The following is a 19,320-nucleotide window of genomic DNA, read 5'->3' as shown; positions in this document are numbered from 1 at the left end:
AGCCGGGTTCAGCGAATGCCTTCGGCCGGCTTGAATTTGTTGGCCACCAGCGGCTTGGCATCGACCTGCGGGACGTGACATTGCAGGCAGAAGTAACGACGCGGCGAGATGTTCGACAACTCCTGGCCGTCGCGCGTCTTGAAGTGGGTCAGCGAGACCTTGGTCGCGCCGGTTTCCTTGTAGCGGCTCCAGGAGTGGCAATCCATGCACTTGTTGTACTTCATCGTGACGTTGTAGCCATCGACCTTGTGCGGCACCAGCGGCGGCTGCTGGACGTAGTCGCGCTCGATCGGCGGGCTGTCCTTCATCACCTTGAACGGATCGGCGGATTCGGTCTCCGGGGCCTGGATGGCAGCCCCGCGCAGGCTCTTGAGCCCACCCTCAGACGCATGGACCGGCCCCCACGACAGTGTGGAAACCATGAGTGCCGCGGCCAAAGCAGCAGTGAACAGGCGGCTCTTGTTTTTCATGAATCGCTCCTTTGATCGAACCGATGAGTAAAGTGGAAAACGTGTTTGTTGCAGACATCGATGCAGCGACCGCAATTGGTGCAATCGGCATCGAGGATGAGCGGGCTGTCCTGACCGGCCTTCTTGAGCGCCGGACGGATGACCTGGGGTTCCGGGCAGACGGCGAAGCAGTCCATGCAGTCGTCGCACTTGCCGCGTTGATCGGCGGTGATGCGCAGCAGCGACTTCTGGCCGAGCAGGCCGTAAAAGGCGCCCATCGGACAGAGGTGACCGCACCAGCCGCGACTGGCGACCAGCAGGTCGTAGGCGAAGATCGCCAGGACCACGGCCAGGCTGCCGGAGAGGCCGAAAATGAGGCTGCGTTGCAGGATGCTGACCGGATTGACGACCTCCCACATCAGCGTGCCGGTGAAGGCAGCCAGCAGCAGCGAACCGGCCAGCACCCAGTAACGGGTATTGCCGTCGGGCGCCCGCCCCGACTTCAGACCCAGACGCCGGCGCAGCCAGGCTGCGGCGTCAGTGACGACATTGACCGGGCAGACCCAGGCACAGTACAGACGACCGCCGAACAGCGCATAGAAGGCGATGACGATGGCCGCCCCGATCAGCGCGGCCGAGGCCGGCATGAAACCGGCGGCCAGGCTTTGCACGAACAGGTAGGGATCGGTCAGCGGCAGGATGTCCAGCGTCAGCGACGAGGCCAGGTTGCCCTTGACGATCCACAGCCCGAACCAGGGCCCGGTCATGAACAGCAGCAAGATGCCGAACTGCGAGACCCGGCGCAGGATCAGGTAGCGGTGTGCCGCCAGCCAGCCCTTGTCGCGAACGGCGTCGCGGCCCGGATGCATGGGATTGCGGGTGGCGCTCATGGCTTCCATCCCGAATCGATGCCGGCGGGCGGCGGCGCATCGCGATCGACGCGCACATCGCCGTAGGCCTTGCCTTCGAGACCGCGTACCGGCATCTCGACCTGATCGCCGATCAGCGAACTGCCGTGACGTGCCTTTTCTTCCCAGCCCTTGCGGTAGTGGTCGGGCAAGGCGCCCTTGGCCAGCGCCACCGGCATCACCTTGATCGCTGCTTCCGGCAGCACGCAGGCCGCCTCGCACTTGCCGCAACCGGTGCAATGCTCGGAATGAACCATCGGCAGCAGCAAGGCATGGCGGTCGGAACGCGGGTTGTGCATGCTCTCCAGCGTGATCGCCTTGTCGATCACCGGGCAGACGCGGTAGCAGACATCGCAGCGCAGACCCAGGTAATTGAGGCAGGTTTCATGGTCGGAGAGCACCGCCAGCCCCATGCGGGCATCGAGGATGTCGGTGAGCTTGGGATTCAGTGCGCCGGTCGGACAGGCCTTGACGCAGGGAATGTCCTCGCACATCTCGCAAGGGATGCTGCGCGCCTTGAAATATGGCGTCCCGCCGGTCACCTCGCCGCCGACCGGGGCCAGCACCAGGGTGTCGTAGGGACAATCGCGAACGCACAGGCCGCAACGCACGCAGGCGGCCAGGAAATCCGGCTCGTTGAGTGCGCCGGGCGGCCGCAAGGCCTGCGCCGGGGTTGCCCCGGCCGGCCGGGCGGCGAGCAGCGGAACCAGGCTGAGCAATACCCCACCACCGGCCGCAGCGGCGATGCCGTTGAGGAATTTCCGGCGTGCCAGGAAGGCAGGCGACACGCCGGGTTTTCCTTCAGGCTTGGCGGTGGGATTCGTGCTCACGATTCAGGCTCGCTGCGATCTCAGGCGCGGGTGATCTTGACCGGACACTTCTTGAAATCCGTTTCCTTGGAAATCGGACAAGTCGCATCGAGGATCAATTTGTTGACCAGCTTGCCTTCGTCGAAGAAGGGGATGAACACCAGGCCGACCGGCGGCTTGTTGCGGCCCTTGGTTTCGACGCGCAACTGGATCTCGCCGCGCTTCGACGCCACCTTGACCTTCATGCCGCGCTGGATGCCGCGCTTCCTGGCATCTTCCGGATGCATGAAGACCACGGCTTCCGGCACCGAACGATGCAGTTCGGGAACGCGACGGGTCATCGTGCCGGTGTGCCAGTGTTCGAGCACGCGGCCGGTGGACATCCACAGGTCGAATTCCTTGTCCGGCATTTCCGGCGGCTGCTGGTAGGGCAGCGCGAAGATCACGGCCTTCTTGTCCTTGTGACCGTAGAAGCTGAAATCCTCGCCCTTCTGGACATACGGATCGTAGCCTTCGCGGAAGCGCCACAGCGTTTCCTTGCCATCGACCACCGGCCAGCGCAGGCCGCGGGCCTTGTGATAGACGTCGAAGTCGGCCAGATCGTGGGCCTTGCCGCGACCGAAGGCGGCGTATTCCTCGAACAGGCCCTTCTGCAGGTAGTAGCCGAGTTCCTTCGACTCGTCGTTCATGTAGCCCTTGATCGCGTGGCCGTTGGCCTTTTCCAGATCGGCCAGCGGGAACTTGTTGACCACGCCGTTCTTGTAGAGGATGTCGAACAGGGTCTTGCCCTTGTATTCCGGCTTCTTGGCGATCAGGTCGGCCGGCCACACGTCCTCGACCTTGAAGCGTTTGGAGAACTCGATGTACTGCCACAGGTCGGACTTGGCCTCGCCCGGTGCCGACACCTGCTGGCGCCAGAACTGGGTGCGGCGCTCGGCATTGCCGTAGGCGCCTTCCTTCTCCATCCACATGGCGGACGGCAGGATCAGGTCGGCAGCCATCGCCGACACCGTCGGGTAGGCATCGGAAACGACCACGAAAGCGGCCGGATTGCGCCAGCCCGGGTACATCTCGTCATTGATGTTCGGCCCGGCCTGCATGTTGTTGGTGGTCGTCGTCCAGTAGCACTTGAGCTTGCCGTCCTTGAGCATGCGGCTCTGCAGCACGGCGTGGAAACCGATGCGGGCGTTGAGCGTGCCTTCCGGCAGTTGCCAGATCTTTTCCGAGTACTTGCGGTGATCCGGGTTCATCACGACCATGTCGGCCGGCAGGCGGTGGGCAAAGGTGCCGACTTCGCGCGCCGTGCCGCAGGCCGACGGCTGGCCGGTCAGCGAGAACGGGCCGCTGCCCGGCGTCGAGATCTTGCCGGTCAGCAGGTGCACGTTGTAGATCATGTTGTTCACCCAGGTGCCGCGGGTGTGCTGGTTGAAGCCCATGGTCCAGAAGCTGACGACCTTCTTCTTCGGATCGGCATAGAGCTCGGCCATGCGCTTGAGGCGGTCGGCCGGCACGCCGGACAGCTTGGCGGTCTTGTCCAGGGTGTATTCGGAAACGAACTTGGCGAATTCCTCGAAGGTGATCGGCTTGGCTGCGCCGGTATCGCCCTTGGGCTTGCCGTCGGCGCCCGGATAACCGTTCGACTTGGCATCCTTTTCCAGCGCGTGCGCCGGACGCAGGCCGTAACCGATGTCGGTCTCGCCCATCTTGAAATTGACGTGCTTCTTGACGAAGTCCTGGTTGACCTTGCCGCTCTGGATGATGTGGTTGCAGATGTAGTTGAGGATGGCCAGATCGGTCTGCGGCGAGAAGATCATCGGGTTGTCGGCCAGCTCGTAGCTGCGATGCTCGAAGGTGGACAACACATGGACTTCGGCGCCAGCATGGGTCAGGCGGCGGTCGGTGATGCGCGACCACAGGATCGGGTGCATCTCGGCCATGTTCGAGCCCCACAGCACGAAGGCGTCGGCGTTCTCGATGTCGTCGTAGCAACCCATCGGTTCGTCGATGCCGAAGGTACGCATGAAGCCGGCCACAGCAGAGGCCATGCAGTGGCGGGCATTGGGGTCGAGGTTGTTGGAGCGGAAACCGGCCTTCCACAGCTTGGCGGCGGCATAGCCTTCCCAGATCGTCCATTGGCCGGAGCCGAACATGCCGATCGACGAGGTCATCTCATTGACCGGCTTGCCGGCGTTGGCCTGCATGTCGGCCTTGAGCGCTTCCTTCCACTTCTCTTCCATGATGTCGAAGGCCTGCTTCCACGAGATCGGCTGGAAATCGCCGTTCTTGTCGAACTTGCCGTTCTTCATGCGCAGCAGCGGCTTGGTCAGGCGGTCTTCACCGTACTGGATCTTGGACAGGAAATAGCCCTTGATGCAGTTCAGGCCACGATTGACCGGGGAGTCCGGGTCGCCCTGGGTGGCGACGATGCGACCGTTCTGGACGCCGACCAGCACGGCGCAACCGGTACCGCAGAAGCGGCAGGCGGCCTTGTCCCAGCGGACTTCGGTCGGGCCGCCGGCACGGGCGGTCTGGGCGCTGGCAGCCAGCGGAATCCCGGCGGTCGCCGCAGCAGCGGCAACAGCCTGGGTCTTCAGAAATTCACGGCGATTCATGGTCATGGTCAAGCCTCCTCGGGTTCAAGCGCGTCGTCGCAGTATTCGTAAGCCAGGGTCACCGACATCACGTGCGGCACGTGATGGACCCCGATGATGGAATCGGAAACGGCATAGCCTTCACCGTCTTCGATCAGGACAAGCATCCGGCCGTCGCCGTGATCGTGGGCGACGGAGGCGCCGGGCACGGCCTCGACGCCAAGCTGCACGGCACGCGTGTGCTCGGGCAGGTATTTGAGAACGAGACTGACGATCTTCATGCGACACCTCGGTTGGCAGTTGTATTCATGGAAAGGATGCGGATCGCCCGGGTCGGGCAATCGGCGAGACAGGCGCCGCAGCCGGTACAGGCCAGGGCATCGAGTTGCGGCCCGGCGACACCGCCCAGCCGGGGAGGAAAATGGATGGCGCGGGCCTCGCAGCTTTCACCGCAGGTCCGGCAGACAACCTTCTGTTCGGCCAGGCAATCGTCGGAAAAGACCGCCTTGAGCGACCAGCTTTGATCGGCCTTCAAGGCGCCCGGGGTGCATGCCGAGCGGCAGTCGCCGCAGAAGGTGCAGCCGTCCGGGGCGCGGCCCGGCGTGAAATCGGCTTCCGGGTAACCGCCGTCGCCGCGCAGCAGCAGGCCAGTCGGACAAGCCTCGATGCAGGCGGAGCAGCGGGTGCAGGCATCGACGAAAACGCTCTCGGCCAACGCCCACGGCGGACGCACCGGATTTCCCCGGGAGGGGCGGGCGACACAGAGAAAAGCGCGGCGACTGAGCATGTTGTGCTTGCCTGAAAGTTGATCTGCAACCGATCCTACGCCCGTGAGTTGAGCGCCAACAGCCCCGGAAAATGACCCGACGAACTGCGATCTACCCCTTAATAGGTAGTACCTTTGCCGCAATCGCCGAGGTTTTTTCCCGTAGAATCAAGCGCATGAATCCGGGCACACAAAACTGCCCGGGCAATCCGAATACCCCCAGGCAAAAAAGAGGTAATCCGCAATACCGGCCATGAAGCGTTTCTTTTCTTCCATTTCGGATGCCTTGCAGGATTCGGTGCTGGTGCGGCTGGGGCTGGCCATGGGCATCCTCGCCCTGCTCTCCTTCGCGTCCATCGTCACCTCGACCGTCATTGCCGAGAACATCAGCGGCCAGGCCAGCGCCATCAACGTTTCCGGCTCGCTGCGCATGATGAGCTTCCGCAGCCTGAGCGAAGTGCTGCAACCGGAAAAACGCGCCCAGGCGCAGCAGACCCTGGAACAGTTCGAACGCCGGCTGCACGGACTGGACCGCTTCATCCAGGACAAGACGGTCGGCAACTCGCCGTCGAAAGAGGCAATCAACGTGGTCAACCGGCGCTGGGTCGAACACATCCGTCCGCTGGCCCGGCTCGCCGCCGAGGGCAATGTCGATGCGCTGACGATCATGGCGCAGGACATCCCCACCTTCGTCGAGCAGATCGACCGGGTCGTCGTGCTGATCGAGGAAGACCTCGAACAGAAGGTCCGCTGGCTGCGCGCCACGCAATTCGGCCTGCTGACGCTGATCATCATGGTCAGCCTGGTGACCAGCTGGATGCTGCGCCAGCAACTGGTCCAGCCGCTGGCGCAGTTGCTCAAGGCGGCCAGGACCGTTTCGCGCGGCTCGTTCTCGACCCGGGTCAGCCATGTTGGCGGCGACGAACTCGGCCAGCTTGGCCGCGCCTTCAACACCATGGTCGAGGAAATCGCCAGCATGTATGCCCACCTCGAGGAAAAGGTCGAGGAAAAAACGCAGGAGCTGACCCGCACCAATCAGTCGCTGGAACTGCTCTATCGTGTCAGCCAGAAGCTGTCGGCCAGCGACCTGACGCTCGATCAACTGCAGGGCATCCTGCGCGAAGTCGAGGACGCGCTGGAACTCGGTCACAGCATGATCTGCGTCAGCGACAACGGCCACCTGCCCGCCCACCCGGTGGTCGGCGACCTGACGCCGGAGGAAGTCGAACGCTGGTGCGGCAGACAGGATTGCGCCCAGTGCTTCGACCGCGCCGCCCATCCGCTGGGCGAACAGGCGGCAGCCGGCAGCACCGTCGTCCTGCCGATCGGCGACGCCAGCGGCATGCGCGGTACGCTACCGATCCTGTTGCGCTCGCGCGAACCGCTACCCGCCGACAAGGCGCGGCTGATCGAAACCATCGGCCACCACGTTTCGAACGCCCTGCTCAACATGCGCCGCACCGAGGAAAAACATCGGCTGGCGGTGCTCGAGGAGCGCTCGGTAATCGCCCGCGAGTTGCACGACTCGATTGCCCAGTCGCTGAGCTACCTGCGCATCCAGGTCACGCGCCTGGAGAAATGCATCGCACAGGGGTGCGATGCCCGCACCATTGCCGAAGAACTGAAGGACGGACTGGGTTCGGCCTACCGCGAACTGCGCGAACTGATCACCACCTTCCGCCTGCGCATCGACGAGCGCGGCTTCGGCGTCGCCCTGCAGGAAACGATTGCCGAATTCTCCGACAAACTGGGCTTCCCGGTGCAGCTGCACAACAGCCTGTCCGGCATCGTGCTTTCCGGCAACGAGGAAATGCACGTCATCCGCATCATCCGCGAGGCGCTCTCCAACATCGAGCGCCACGCCCAGGCAAGCCGGGCCTCGGTCGAAATCTTCGTGGCGCCGGACCATACCGTGACCATCTGCATTCGCGACAACGGGCGCGGCTTCAACCCGGCCGACATCCCCGAAAACCATTTCGGCACCAGCATCATGCGCGACCGCGCGCACATCCTCGAAGGCGACATCGATGTCGAGACGGCCTTCGGCGGCGGCACCACGATCAGCCTGCATTTCCTGCCGCAAAAATACCGGCAGACCGAACCCTGAGAGACCCAGCATGCCCACCACCACCCGTGTCCTGATCATCGACGACCATCCGCTGTTCCGCCGTGGCGTCAGCCAGTTGCTCGGCCTGGCCGACGGTTTCGAAATCGTCGGCGAAGCCGCCAGCGGCCAGGAAGGCATCGAACTGGCCAAGCGCCTCGATCCCGACCTGATCCTGCTCGACCTCAACATGAAAGGCATGAACGGCCTGGAAACCCTGCGCACCATGCGCGACCTGGAAATCGATGCGCGCATCATCCTGGTCACCGTTTCCGACGCCCCGGAAGACCTGATCGCCGCCATCCGCAGCGGGGCCGACGGCTACATCCTCAAGGACAACGACCCGGACGACATCCTCAAGCTGATCGACAGCGCCATGCACGGCAAAACGGCCATCAGCCCGGAACTGACCAGCCTGCTGGCGACGGCCCTGCGCGAGGAAAGCGTGGTCGAACAACGCACCCAGGCCAGCCTGACCGAACGCGAAACGGCCATCCTGAAATGCCTGGCCGGCGGCATGTCGAACAAGCTGATCGCGCGCGAACTCGACATCATGGAAAGCACGGTCAAGGTGCACATCCGCAACCTGCTCAAGAAACTGAAGTTCCGCTCACGCGTCGAAGCCGCGGTGTGGGCAGTGGCCAACCATATCGGTTAACAAAAAAAAGCGCGGTTTCCCGCGCTTTCATTCCGGCCGATAACGTTCAGGCCTGCTTGAACTTGTAGTAAGCGCCGTAAGCCCAGCAGGCGGCACAGAAGCCGGTCGCCAGATCAATGAAGGCAAAGATCAGAATAGCGTAGGCCGGGATCATGCCAACCGGGGAGCCGATCAGCCAGGTCACGAACATCGCGGTCCCGGCGATGGCGGCGATCTTGTCGGCGAACATCTTGGAACCGGCATTCTGCATCTTGGGGATGCCCAGCTTGTCTGTAATGCCGGCGAACAGCTTGTACGACAGGCACTTGTGCGGATTGACGAAACCGCGGATGAAACCGCCGACGGCCAGCAGGAGGGACACCCACTGGTACGGGGTGAACAGGTAGATGGCGGCGATGGCAAAGCTCATCGTCGCCTGAAAGCGATAGGCGTTGGAACACACCGGGGCAATGTCGAAACGCAACATGGCTGACTCCATCAAAATATAATTAGACGCTAATATTACATTGGTGCAATGCAGCAAGCAAGTATTTCAAGCCACGGCTCAATGCCCGCCCAGCCAGCGCTTCTCGCCGGCCTCGACGGGAAACGGCAACCAGTTCTCCGGCGGCGGCAGCGGGCAGGTGGCGAAGGGCGTGAACGCACAGGGCGGGTTGAAGGCGCGGTTGAAATCGAGGCGAATCCTGCCGTCGGCCGCCGGGCGGGCCTTCAGGAAACGGCCGGCGCCGTAGGTTTCCCGACCGCTCGTCCGGTCGCGGAAGACGAAGAAGACCTCGCGCTCACCGACCGACATCGGCAGGAGTTCGACGCTTTGCCCATCGACTGCGAACACCGCCTTGAAGGCGACCGTCACCGGTTTCAGTTCGCCGGTGACATTGGGGACTTCCATGGTCAGCGGCGGATCGAGCGGTAGCCAGTCGGCGTCGATGCACCAGGCAGCGTTTTCCGGGAAATAGTCGACACCGGCGAACGGCTGGCGCGTCGCCCAGGCGCGGTCGCGCACACGGGCGGCAAAGCGCCCTTCGCGGTCGACGACAAAAAACGACAGGCTGTCATGCTCAATGGTATCGGGCCGGCCGTCACGGTCGGTCTGCAACGCCCTCGCCTCGCCACCGGCCGGTTGCCAGAAGACGCAAGCATCGCGGCGGATCAGATCGCCGAGATGCGCCGGCCCGGACGGCAGGCGGACAACGCAATCTTCACCGCTGCCGACCCTGCTGATTTCGTCGTCGAGCCAGAACAGGCCAACCAGGCCGAGCCAGCTGTCGGCACCGGCAAGTTCCGCATGGCGGGCCTGCCGCCATTCCTCCAGGGTCGCTTTCATTTGCTTACAATCCTTGCGTAATCTTTTTCCGCCGCTCGTCCGTTATTCAGGACAGGGTCCCTTACCGAAAGAGAGAAGAATCATGAAAAAATTCCTGTGCGCCGCGTTGATCGCGGCTACCCCACTGTTGGCCGGTGCCAGCGACATCCGCGTCGATGTCGGCAGCCTCCGCGTCCAGACCGGCGGCGTCACCGTCACCTTCGGCAGCCGCAACGACCGCGGCTACTACTGGGACGGCTACGAGTGGCGCGAACCTGGTTACTGGAAGAAGCACCACGGCCCGCGCGGCGAGAAATACTATACCGGCAGGCCGCAGGGCGTGCCGCACCAGGGCCCCGGTTTCTGCCCACCGGGCCAGGCCAAGAAGGGCAACTGCTGAACGATGGGGCGGGCCGCAAGGGCCCGCCCACTGATTTACCGCCGGCGCATCAGCCCTTGGCGAAGCGCAGGATGCCGCCCTCGCAACTGACACGAATAACGTCCTTGGCGGCGAACTTGCCTTCGAGGATGGCCTTGGCCAGTGGATTCTCGATCTGCTGCTGGATCGCACGCTTCAACGGACGGGCGCCGAAGACCGGATCGAAACCAGCCTGGGCCAGTTCGAGCAGCGCCGATTCGTCGACGACGATGCCCATTTCCAGCTGCGCCAGGCGCTTTTCCAGGTAGCCGAGCTGGATCTTGGCGATGCCGGCGATGTGCTTTTCGTCGAGCGCGTGGAAGACCACCACCTCGTCGATACGGTTGATGAATTCCGGACGGAAATAGGTTTTCACCTCGCCCATCACCGCCAGCTTGATCAACTGGTAGTCGTCGCCCTGCATCTGCTGGATCATCTGGCTGCCAAGGTTGGAGGTCATCACCACGACGGTGTTCTTGAAGTCCACCGTGCGGCCCTGGCCGTCGGTCATGCGGCCGTCGTCGAGCACCTGCAGGAGCACGTTGAAGACGTCCGGGTGCGCCTTCTCGACCTCGTCGAGCAGGATCACGCTGTACGGCTTGCGGCGCACCGCCTCGGTCAGATAGCCGCCTTCCTCGTAGCCGACGTAGCCCGGCGGCGCGCCGATCAGGCGGGCGACCGAGTGCTTCTCCATGAACTCGCTCATGTCGATGCGGATCAGGTGTTCCTCGGAATCGAACATGAACTCGGCCAGCGCCTTGCACAGTTCGGTCTTGCCGACACCGGTCGGCCCGAGGAAGAGGAAGGAGCCATAGGGCTTGTTCGGATCGGCGAGGCCGGCACGCGAGCGGCGGATGGCGTCGGCGACCAGGCGCACGGCTTCGTCCTGGCCGACGACACGGTTGTGCAGGCGCTCTTCCATCTTCAGCAGCTTGTCGCGCTCGCCCTGCATCATCTTGCTCACCGGGATGCCGGTGGCGCGGCTGACCACCTCGGCGATTTCCTCGGCGCCGACCTGCGTGCGCAGCAGCTTGTTCTTCTGCTGGCTGCCGTCGCCCTCGGCTTCGGCCTTCTTCAATTGCGCTTCAAGCTGCGGCAGCTTGCCGTACTGCAGCTCGGCGACCTTCTCCAGCTTGCCCTCGCGCTGCAGGCGGGCGATCTCGGCCTTGAGGTGGTCGATTTCCTCCTTGATCTGCGCGGAACCGAGGACGGCCGACTTCTCGGCCTTCCAGATTTCCTCGAGGTCGGAGTACTCCTTGGTCAGCCGGGCGATTTCTTCCTCGATCAGGCCGAGGCGCTTCTGCGAGGCTTCGTCCTTTTCCTTCTTGACCGCTTCGCGCTCGATCTTCAACTGGATGATGCGGCGGTCGAGCTTGTCCATGACTTCCGGCTTGGAGTCGATTTCCATCTTGATCCGGGCGGCAGCCTCGTCGATCAGGTCGATGGCCTTGTCCGGCAGGAAGCGGTCGGTGATGTAGCGATGCGAGAGTTCGGCAGCAGCGACGATGGCCGGGTCGGTGATGTCCACGCCGTGGTGCAATTCGTACTTCTCCTGCAGGCCGCGCAGGATGGCGATCGTCGATTCGACCGAAGGCTCGTCGACCAGCACTTTCTGGAAGCGGCGTTCGAGCGCGGCGTCCTTCTCGATGTATTTACGGTATTCGTCCAGCGTGGTGGCGCCGATGCAGTGCAGTTCGCCGCGCGCCAGGGCGGGCTTCAACATGTTGCCGGCGTCGATGGCGCCTTCGGCCTTGCCGGCGCCGACCATGGTGTGGATTTCGTCGATGAACAGAATGATGCGGCCTTCGTCCTGCGCCACTTCCTTCAGCACCGCCTTGAGGCGCTCCTCGAACTCGCCGCGGTACTTGGCGCCGGCGAGCAGGCCGGCCATGTCGAGCACCAGCACCTTCTTGCCCTTCAGCGTCTCCGGCACTTCGCCATTGACGATGCGCTGCGCCAGGCCTTCGACGATGGCGGTCTTGCCGACGCCCGGCTCGCCGATCAGCACCGGGTTGTTCTTGGTGCGGCGTTGCAGGATCTGGATAGCGCGACGGATTTCGTCGTCGCGGCCGATCACCGGGTCGAGCTTGCCCATCGCGGCGCGCTCGGTCAGGTCGATGCAGAATTTCTTCAGCGATTCGCGCTGGCCTTCGGCCTCCTGGGAATCGACGTTCTGGCCGCCGCGCACGGCCATGATCGCGGCTTCCAGCGCCTTCTTCTGCAGGCCGTGCTGCCTGGCGATGCGCCCGGTTTCGCCCTTGTCGTCGCACAGGGCGAGCAGGAACATCTCGCTGGCGATGAACTGATCGCCGCGTTTCTGCGCTTCCTTGTCGGTGAGGTTCAGGAGGTTGCCGAGGTCGCGGCCAACCTGGACGTCGCCGCCGTGACCTTCGACCTTGGGCAGACGGTTCAGCGCCCCTTCGAGGTCGCGCTTCAAGGCCGGCACGTTGACGCCGGCGCGCGCCAGTAGCGAGGCCGTGCCGCCGTCGTCCTGGCCGAGCAGCGCCAGCAGCAGGTGCTGCGGCTCGATGAACTGCTGGTCGTTGGCATTGGCCAGACTCTGGGCGTCGCCCAGGGCTTGCTGGAACTTGGTGGTGAATTTGTCGATACGCATGTGCTGGCTCCCGGCGGGAATCTTGGAATGACACCCAAGTGAGGGCAATCAGACAGTTTTCAAGTGAGCGGAATCGAGCACAGGATTCCCCCTATTGCCAACCCAGGATTTTGGGGTAATCTCCGCAAATCGAAAAAACCTTAGAAACATTATCAGGAGAATGCAAATGGGGGTTCGCCAATGACTTTGCGCGGCAAACTGACGGCCATGACCTTGGCCACCATCGGCGCCTTGATCATCCTTTTCGCCGTACTGCTCATCAACGGCAAGCAACGGATGATGGAAGACCGGCAGAACAAGGTTCGTAATCTGGTGGAAGTCACCCACGGCATCGCCGCACACTTCCATGCGGAAGCCCAGGCCGGTCGCCTGAGCGACGACGACGCGCGCAAGGCAGCCGCCGAAAACATCCGTGCGCTACGCTACGACGAAGTGGAATATTTCTGGATCAACGACCTGAACGACCTCATGGTCATGCACCCGATCCGGCCCGACCTGGAAGGCAAGAAACTCGACCAACTGAAGGACAAGAACGGCAAGTTCCTGTTCCGGGAATTCAACACGGTGGTCAAGACCCAGGGCGCCGGCTTCGTCGATTACCTGTGGCCCAAGCCGGGCGCTGAGGAAGGCGTACCGAAGATTTCCTACGTCATGGGCTTCAAGCCCTGGGGCTGGGTCATCGGTTCGGGCATCTACATCGACGACGTCGACACCAAGTTCCGCCAGGATGCGCTCAAGCTGCTGCTGTGGGGCGTGGCCATTGGCGGCTTCATCGCCGTCTCGCTGCTGCTGGTTACACGCAGCATCATCCGTACGCTCGGCGGCGATCCGGCGGCGGCCACGGCAATTACCCGGCGCATCGCTGCCGGTGACCTGTCTACGCCGGTCGACTGCCCGCCGGGTGAAAACCTGCTGTCCGACATCCGCGCCATGCAGGACACGCTGCGCACGATGATCACCACCATCGTCAGCAATGCCGAGCAGGTCGCCAGTTCCGCCGACCAGTTGCTGCATGCCTCCGAGGAAGTCGCCGACCGTGCCCGCCAGCAAAGCGACGCGGCCTCGTCGATGGCTGCCTCGGTCGAAGAAATGGCCGTCAGCATCGACCAGGTCAAGGAAAACGCCGGCGAAGCCCACGGCATTTCCCAGGAATCGGCCGTCATTTCCGAAGAAGGCGCAGCCGTCATTCACAGCGCCGCGACCGAGATGCGCAAGATTTCCGAGGCCGTTCAGTCCTCGTCGGAAATCGTCGAAGACCTGGGCCGCCAGTCCGACCAGATCACCTCCATCGTCAATACCATCCGCGAAATCGCCGACCAGACCAACCTGCTGGCGCTCAATGCCGCCATCGAGGCGGCGCGTGCCGGCGAACAGGGTCGCGGTTTTGCCGTGGTTGCCGACGAGGTGCGCAAGCTGGCCGAACGGACCAGCCTGTCGACCACCGAAATCGCCGAAATGGTCAGCAAGATCCAGAACGGTACGCGCAGCGCCGTCGGCAGCATGCAGTCCGGCGTCGCCAAGGTTGGCAAGGGCGTCGAACTGGCAAACCAGGCCGGCGATTCGATCGAGCGTATCCGCGACGGGGCCCAGCGCGTCACTTTCGTGGTCAATGGCATTTCCGACTCGATTTCCGAACAGAGTCATGCCAGCAACGACATCGCCCAGAAACTCGAAACCATCGCCCAGATGTCCGAGGAAAGCGCGATTGCCGTGCGCCACACCGCCGATGCGGCGCGTCGCCTGCATCAGCTATCCGGCGAACTGCATGAGGCGGTTGCCCGCTTCAAGACCTGAGCGGATTCCTTACCAGGAAAGAACAGGGGCGCCGCGGCGCCCCTTTCTTATTTCTGCCAGCGCGCTGCCGCGCTGTCGTCGGTCTCCCGGGCATCGACCCAGCGCCCGCCGTCCGGCGTCGCTTCCTTCTTCCAGAACGGCGCCCTCGTCTTCAGGTAGTCCATGATGAACTCGCAGGCGGCGAAGGCTTCGCCGCGATGCGCGCTGGTCACCGCCACGAGCACGATCTGGTCGCAGGGCTTGAGCGGTCCGACGCGGTGGATCACCAGCGCGTCGTAGATATCCCAGCGCGACCGGGCTTCAGCGACGATTTCCTCAAGCGCTTTCTCGGTCATCCCCGGGTAATGCTCGAGCGTCATTTCCGAAACGCTGGCCCCGTCGTTGATGTCGCGCACCAGGCCGAGGAAGGAAGCGAGCGCCCCGACCCGCGGATCGGCCGCACGCAAGGCGCTCAGTTCGGCACCGACATCGAAATCCGCTTGCTGGACGCGTACGCTCATGATCAGGCGACCTCGCGCGCTTCTTCGAAACGAAGCTTGGGATACTTTTCCTTGACCATGTTCAGGTAGACATTGTTCGGGGCCAGGTAAACCGGGTCGTCGGCGCCGTCGAGCGCGACGTTGGCGCTGTAGCGTTCCGACAACTGCTTGAGTTCGCCGGCGTCGCCATGAATCCAGCGGGCCGTCGAACAATTGTAGCTTTCGAAAATGACCTGCACGCCGTATTCGTTTTCGAGGCGGCTGGCGACCACGTCGAACTGCAGCGTGCCGACCGCCCCGAGAATCAGGTCGGTGCCGGACAGCGGACGGAACAACTGGGTCGCCCCCTCTTCCGCCAGCTGCTGCAGGCCCTTCTGCAATTGCTTGATCTTCAGCGGATTGGCGATGCGGGCGAGGCGGAAGTGTTCCGGCGCGAACGACGGGATGCCGGTGAAGCGCAGGTCCTCGCCTTCGGTGAAGGTCTCGCCGAGACGGATCGAGCCGTGGTTGGGAATACCGATGATGTCGCCCGACCAGGCTTCGTCGGCGGTCGACCGGTCGCGCGCCATGAAGGTGATGGCGTTGTTGATCGACAGGGTCTTGCCGGTGGCCACCTGCTTGACCTTCATGCCCCGGTCGAAGCGACCCGAGCAGACGCGCAGGAAGGCGATGCGGTCGCGGTGCTTGGGGTCCATGTTGGCCTGGATCTTGAACACGAAGCCGGAGAACTTGGGCTCGAAGGCATCCACCGTGCGGCTCACCGCGGGCCGCGCCTTGGGTGCCGGCGACAGGTCCACGACGGCGTCGAGCAGGCTCTGCACGCCGAAGTTGTTGACCGCCGAGCCGAAGAACACCGGGCACTGCTTGCCCGACAGGTAGGCTTCGGCGTCGAAGGGATGCGACGCACCGCGCACCAGCTCGATGTCGCTGCGCAGTTCGTCGGCCTGGCTGCCGATCAGTTCATCCAGGCGCGGATTGTCCAGCCCCTTGATCATTTCGGCCGTGCCCTTCTCGGCCTGCGGATCGAAGAAGGCGATGGTGTCGTCGTAGAGATGATAGACGCCGCGGAAACGCTTGCCCATGCCGATCGGCCAGGTCATCGGCGCGCACTGGATGCCGAGCACCGACTCGATTTCGTCGAGCAGGTCGATCGGCTCCTTGCCTTCGCGGTCAAGCTTGTTGATGAAGGTCAGGATCGGCGTGTCGCGCATGCGGCAGACGTTCAGGAGCTTGATCGTCTGCGCTTCGACGCCGTTGACCGAGTCGATGACCATGACCGCCGAGTCGACGGCGGTCAGCGTGCGGTAGGTGTCTTCCGAGAAGTCCTCGTGGCCCGGCGTGTCGAGCAGGTTGACCATGCATTCGCGGTAGGGGAACTGCATCACCGACGAGGTCACCGAGATGCCGCGCTGCTTTTCCAGCTCCATCCAGTCCGAGGTGGCGTGGCGCGACGCCTTGCGCGCCCGCACTTCGCCGGCCACCTGGATGGCGCCGCCGAACCACAGCAGCTTTTCGGTCAGCGTCGTTTTACCGGCGTCGGGGTGGGAAATGATCGCAAAAGTGCGGCGGCGGGAGATTTCTTCGTCGAGCTGGCTCACGGGTATCCGGATACGTCAGGTAAAGGGCGGCATTATACCTGCCCGCCATCGTGCCCCGAATTGATGATCCGGATCATGGACGGACTTTGTATTACTAAAGTAATATCCACACCTAGTATCGGAAAAAATCGTTCAAGTCGCCCCAAAACTGGATATTCCTTGCCGCTTCGCCTTTTCGCCCTCCTCGGACTGACCCTCGCCCTGCTCTCTCCGGTACGTGCGCAAACTCCGTCATTCCAGGAAATCTTCGAACAGCAGGCGACGGTCATGCTGCTCATCGATCCGAAAAGCGGGGAAATCGTCGATGCCAACCCGGCGGCCAGCCGTTTCTATGGTTACGAGCGCGACAAACTGCGGCAGATGTCGATCCAGCAGATCAACACCTTCACCGACGAGCAAGTGGCCGAAGAACGCCGTCTGGCCGAAACCGAGGGGCGTAACTATTTCATTTTCCGGCATCAGCTGGCCGACGACACCATCCGCACCGTCGAGGTATTCAGCCGCCCCTACGTTTTCGACGGCCGCCGCCTGCTCTTCTCGGTCGTTCACGACATCACCCCGGGCCGCAACGCCAGCCAGGACCTCTGGTACTACCAGCAACGCCTGGAGGAAATGGTCGACCTGCAGACGGCTCACATCGAACAGCGCAGCCGCCTGATCATCGGCGTGCTTGGCCTGGCCTTCCTGCTCGTCTCGGCCATCGCCATCGCCCTGCTGGTCGACATCCGTAAACGCAAGCGCCTCGAAGCCGAGGTCGCCAAACACACCGGGCACCTGGAAGCGCTGGTCGAGGAACGCACCGCCGCCCTGTCGAAAGCCAAGGAGAGCGCGGAATCGGCCAGTCGCGCGAAAAGCACCTTCCTGGCCAACATGAGCCACGAACTGCGCACGCCGATGAACGCGATCATGGGCATGACCGGCCTGGCCCTGCGCCAGTCGCCGCCGGCCGGCCTGCAGCAGCAGTTGAAGAAGATCGAGCAGGCCTCGCAACACCTGCTGGCGGTGATCAACGACATCCTGGACATTTCCAAGATCGAGGCCGGCCACCTGGAACTGGAACGCATCGACTTCCGCCTGGGGGCGGTGACCGAAAACCTGCACAGCCTGCTCGCCCAGCGCGCCGGCGAAAAGGGCCTGAAACTGGAGATCGACCTGCCGCCCGCCTTGTCGTCGCTATGCCTGTGCGGCGACCCGGTCCGGCTCGGGCAGATCCTGCTGAACCTGATGATCAACGCGATCAAGTTCACCGACCAGGGCAAGGTCGGACTGCAGATCAGCGAGATCCGCGCCGACGACCACTCGGTCTGCCTGGCTTTCGAGATCAGCGACAGCGGCATCGGCATCAGCGAAGCCGACCAGCGCCGACTGTTCAATGCCTTCGAGCAGGCCGACAACTCGATGAGCCGCAAGTACGGCGGCACCGGTCTGGGACTGGCGATCAGCAAGCACCTGGTGCAATTGATGGGCGGCGAGATCGGGATGCGCAGCGAACTTGGCCAGGGCAGCACCTTCTGGTTCCGTCTCTGCCTGGAAAAATGCGCGACGCCGGCCAATCCGGCTGCCGACGCCGACAGCGCGCTGATGCTGCAGCGGGACTTTGCCGGTACGCGCATCCTGCTGGCCGAGGACGAACCGATCAATCAGGAAGTCTCGCTCGGCCTGCTGGAAGACGTCGGCCTCAAGGTCGACATCGCCGAGGACGGCGAACAGGCTGTGGCGATGGCCAGCAGCAACGACTACGCGCTGATCCTGATGGACATGCAGATGCCGAAGATGAACGGCATCGACGCCACACGCGCCATCCGTGCCCTGCCCGCCTACGAATCGACACCGATCCTGGCGATGACGGCCAACGCCTTCCTCGAGGACCGCCAGCAGTGTCTGGCGGTGGGCATGAACGAGCACCTGACCAAGCCGGTCGATCCCGACCGCCTGTTCGCCACCATCCACAAGTGGCTGCAGGCAGGCCGGCGTCAACGGTAGGCGGCAAACACCCGGGCGTTGCGTTCGCCCTGCACCAGCAGCACGTCGTAAGGATCGCGCCGGCCGCCGTAAGCCGGGCCGTCCATCCCCGGCGAACCGACCGGCATGCCGGGCACGGCCAGACCGATGGCCTTGGGCTTTTCCGCCAGTAGCCGGCGGATTTCCCGCGCCGGCACATGGCCTTCGAGCAGGTAGCCGCCGACCCGTGCGGTGTGGCACGAGGCGTAGCGCGCCGGCATGCCCAGGCGTTTCCGGGCCGCGTCGAGATCGTCGACTTCGTGGGCAATCACCGCGAAACCCTCGTTTTCCAGATGCGTGATCCAGTCCTTGCAGCAACCGCAATACGGGCTTTTCCAGACCTCGACCTGCTGCCGCTGCGGCGGTGCGGCCAGCGCCGCGAACGGCAGCAGCAAGGCGGCCTGCAGCAACCGGCGGCGCAATTGACGCTCAGTGGTGGCCGGCATGAGCATTCTCCTTCTTCACCGTGGTCCGTGCGCTCATCGGCTTCTGGCCGGGCCAGCCCACGTTGAGCAGCACGCGGTCCCCCGGGTTGATCACGCCCTGCCCCTGCAACTGGTCGGCGGCGGCCGGCTTGAGTTCGATCTCGCGCTTGCTCGAACCGGTCAGGATCGTCAGCTTGCCGGCGGCGCCGGCGGTCGCCACCGGCTTGCCGTGGTCGCTGACATGAACGGTCACGGTCTCGCCTTTGCCAACGATCTCGAATTGCGCATGACCGGCGTCGAGGACGAAACCGCCGTGCATGGACTTGCCGTGGTCTTCGTGGGCGATGGCCGGCGAGGCGGCAAGGAGGACGGCCAGGCCGAGGGTGGAAATCAGGGTTTTCAT

18 protein-coding genes are annotated in these 19,320 nt (G+C 63.5%); 5 read left to right on the top strand and 13 right to left on the bottom strand.

Translation table 11 applies throughout. The features are described 5' to 3' along the window. Positions 1-8 precede the first annotated feature (8 nt). The 6 genes from Q0799_RS09880 to napF all read right to left on the bottom strand — a co-directional run bounded on the left by Q0799_RS09880 (position 9) and on the right by napF (position 5,490). Complete coding sequence (locus tag Q0799_RS09880; protein WP_298397820.1) at positions 9-470, bottom strand: nitrate reductase cytochrome c-type subunit; 462 nt, start codon at positions 468-470, stop codon at positions 9-11. Continuing rightward, entirely contained in the window at positions 467-1,339 is an 873-nt protein-coding gene (gene napH, locus Q0799_RS09875; protein WP_366940775.1) for a quinol dehydrogenase ferredoxin subunit NapH, read from the bottom strand. The genes Q0799_RS09880 and napH overlap by 4 nt, the downstream gene beginning before the upstream one ends. Next, positions 1,336-2,145: a ferredoxin-type protein NapG gene (gene napG / locus Q0799_RS09870; RefSeq protein WP_298397909.1), complete on the bottom strand. Its 810-nt coding sequence runs from the start codon at positions 2,143-2,145 to the stop codon at positions 1,336-1,338. The genes napH and napG overlap by 4 nt, the downstream gene beginning before the upstream one ends. 62 nt (positions 2,146-2,207) lie before the next feature. After that, positions 2,208-4,784 carry a nitrate reductase catalytic subunit NapA gene (gene napA, locus Q0799_RS09865; RefSeq protein WP_298397816.1) on the bottom strand — a complete coding sequence of 859 codons (2,577 nt, stop codon included), beginning with the start codon at positions 4,782-4,784 and terminating at the stop codon, positions 2,208-2,210. A 2-nt stretch (positions 4,785-4,786) separates the two neighbouring features. Then, positions 4,787-5,038 (bottom strand): chaperone NapD, encoded by a 252-nt coding sequence (locus tag Q0799_RS09860; RefSeq protein ID WP_028994985.1) that lies wholly within the window; start codon positions 5,036-5,038, stop codon positions 4,787-4,789. Then, positions 5,035-5,490, bottom strand: coding sequence for a ferredoxin-type protein NapF (napF, locus tag Q0799_RS09855; protein WP_366940774.1), 456 nt, complete (start codon positions 5,488-5,490; stop codon positions 5,035-5,037). Before napF ends, Q0799_RS09860 begins: the two co-directional genes overlap by 4 nt. A 286-nt stretch (positions 5,491-5,776) precedes the next feature. Between napF and Q0799_RS09850 the strand changes: the two genes are divergently transcribed. Both Q0799_RS09850 and narL read left to right on the top strand, forming a co-directional pair. Next, positions 5,777-7,630, top strand: a complete 1,854-nt coding sequence (locus Q0799_RS09850) for a HAMP domain-containing protein (protein WP_298397811.1) — start codon at positions 5,777-5,779, stop codon at positions 7,628-7,630. Positions 7,631-7,640: 10 nt separating this feature from the next. Beyond that, a complete protein-coding gene (narL, locus tag Q0799_RS09845) occupies positions 7,641-8,285 on the top strand; it encodes a two-component system response regulator NarL (RefSeq protein ID WP_298397809.1) in 645 nt (214 codons plus the stop codon). Between the two features lie 46 nt (positions 8,286-8,331). Here the strand turns inward: narL and Q0799_RS09840 are convergent, their stop codons facing one another. Both Q0799_RS09840 and Q0799_RS09835 read right to left on the bottom strand, forming a co-directional pair. Next, positions 8,332-8,751 (bottom strand): DUF4395 family protein, encoded by a 420-nt coding sequence (locus Q0799_RS09840; RefSeq protein WP_298397807.1) that lies wholly within the window; start codon positions 8,749-8,751, stop codon positions 8,332-8,334. 78 nt (positions 8,752-8,829) lie between these two features. After that, complete coding sequence (locus Q0799_RS09835; protein WP_298397805.1) at positions 8,830-9,609, bottom strand: DUF1684 domain-containing protein; 780 nt, start codon at positions 9,607-9,609, stop codon at positions 8,830-8,832. Between the two features lie 82 nt (positions 9,610-9,691). Between Q0799_RS09835 and Q0799_RS09830 the strand changes: the two genes are divergently transcribed. Beyond that, the gene (locus Q0799_RS09830; protein WP_298397803.1) at positions 9,692-9,988 is read left to right on the top strand and encodes a DUF2502 domain-containing protein; all 297 of its coding nucleotides are present in this window, start codon (positions 9,692-9,694) and stop codon (positions 9,986-9,988) included. A gap of 49 nt (positions 9,989-10,037) precedes the next feature. Here the strand turns inward: Q0799_RS09830 and clpB are convergent, their stop codons facing one another. Next, complete coding sequence (gene clpB / locus Q0799_RS09825; RefSeq protein ID WP_298397801.1) at positions 10,038-12,620, bottom strand: ATP-dependent chaperone ClpB; 2,583 nt, start codon at positions 12,618-12,620, stop codon at positions 10,038-10,040. 207 nt (positions 12,621-12,827) lie between these two features. On the opposite strand from clpB, the gene Q0799_RS09820 reads away from it, so the two are divergent. Continuing rightward, positions 12,828-14,414, top strand: coding sequence for a methyl-accepting chemotaxis protein (locus Q0799_RS09820; protein WP_298397799.1), 1,587 nt, complete (start codon positions 12,828-12,830; stop codon positions 14,412-14,414). Between the two features lie 47 nt (positions 14,415-14,461). On the opposite strand, the gene moaE is transcribed toward Q0799_RS09820, so the two are convergent. Both moaE and Q0799_RS09810 read right to left on the bottom strand, forming a co-directional pair. Then, positions 14,462-14,914 carry a molybdopterin synthase catalytic subunit MoaE gene (gene moaE, locus Q0799_RS09815; protein WP_298397797.1) on the bottom strand — a complete coding sequence of 151 codons (453 nt, stop codon included), beginning with the start codon at positions 14,912-14,914 and terminating at the stop codon, positions 14,462-14,464. 2 nt (positions 14,915-14,916) lie between these two features. Continuing rightward, positions 14,917-16,491 carry a peptide chain release factor 3 gene (locus Q0799_RS09810; RefSeq protein ID WP_298397795.1) on the bottom strand — a complete coding sequence of 525 codons (1,575 nt, stop codon included), beginning with the start codon at positions 16,489-16,491 and terminating at the stop codon, positions 14,917-14,919. Between the two features lie 159 nt (positions 16,492-16,650). On the opposite strand from Q0799_RS09810, the gene Q0799_RS09805 reads away from it, so the two are divergent. Next, the gene (locus Q0799_RS09805) at positions 16,651-18,474 is read left to right on the top strand and encodes an ATP-binding protein (RefSeq protein ID WP_298397793.1); all 1,824 of its coding nucleotides are present in this window, start codon (positions 16,651-16,653) and stop codon (positions 18,472-18,474) included. Here the strand turns inward: Q0799_RS09805 and Q0799_RS09800 are convergent. Continuing rightward, complete coding sequence (locus tag Q0799_RS09800) at positions 18,465-18,944, bottom strand: DUF411 domain-containing protein (RefSeq protein WP_298397791.1); 480 nt, start codon at positions 18,942-18,944, stop codon at positions 18,465-18,467. The genes Q0799_RS09805 and Q0799_RS09800 overlap by 10 nt on opposite strands. Further along, on the bottom strand, positions 18,922-19,320 hold the full coding sequence (locus tag Q0799_RS09795; RefSeq protein ID WP_298397789.1) for a hypothetical protein: 399 nt from the start codon (positions 19,318-19,320) through the stop codon (positions 18,922-18,924). The genes Q0799_RS09800 and Q0799_RS09795 overlap by 23 nt, the downstream gene beginning before the upstream one ends.

Source organism: uncultured Azonexus sp. (genome assembly GCF_937982035.1).
Lineage (GTDB): Bacteria > Pseudomonadota > Gammaproteobacteria > Burkholderiales > Rhodocyclaceae > Azonexus.
Note: the sequence above shows the minus strand (reverse complement) of the source record. Positions and strands in the feature narration are given on the sequence as shown.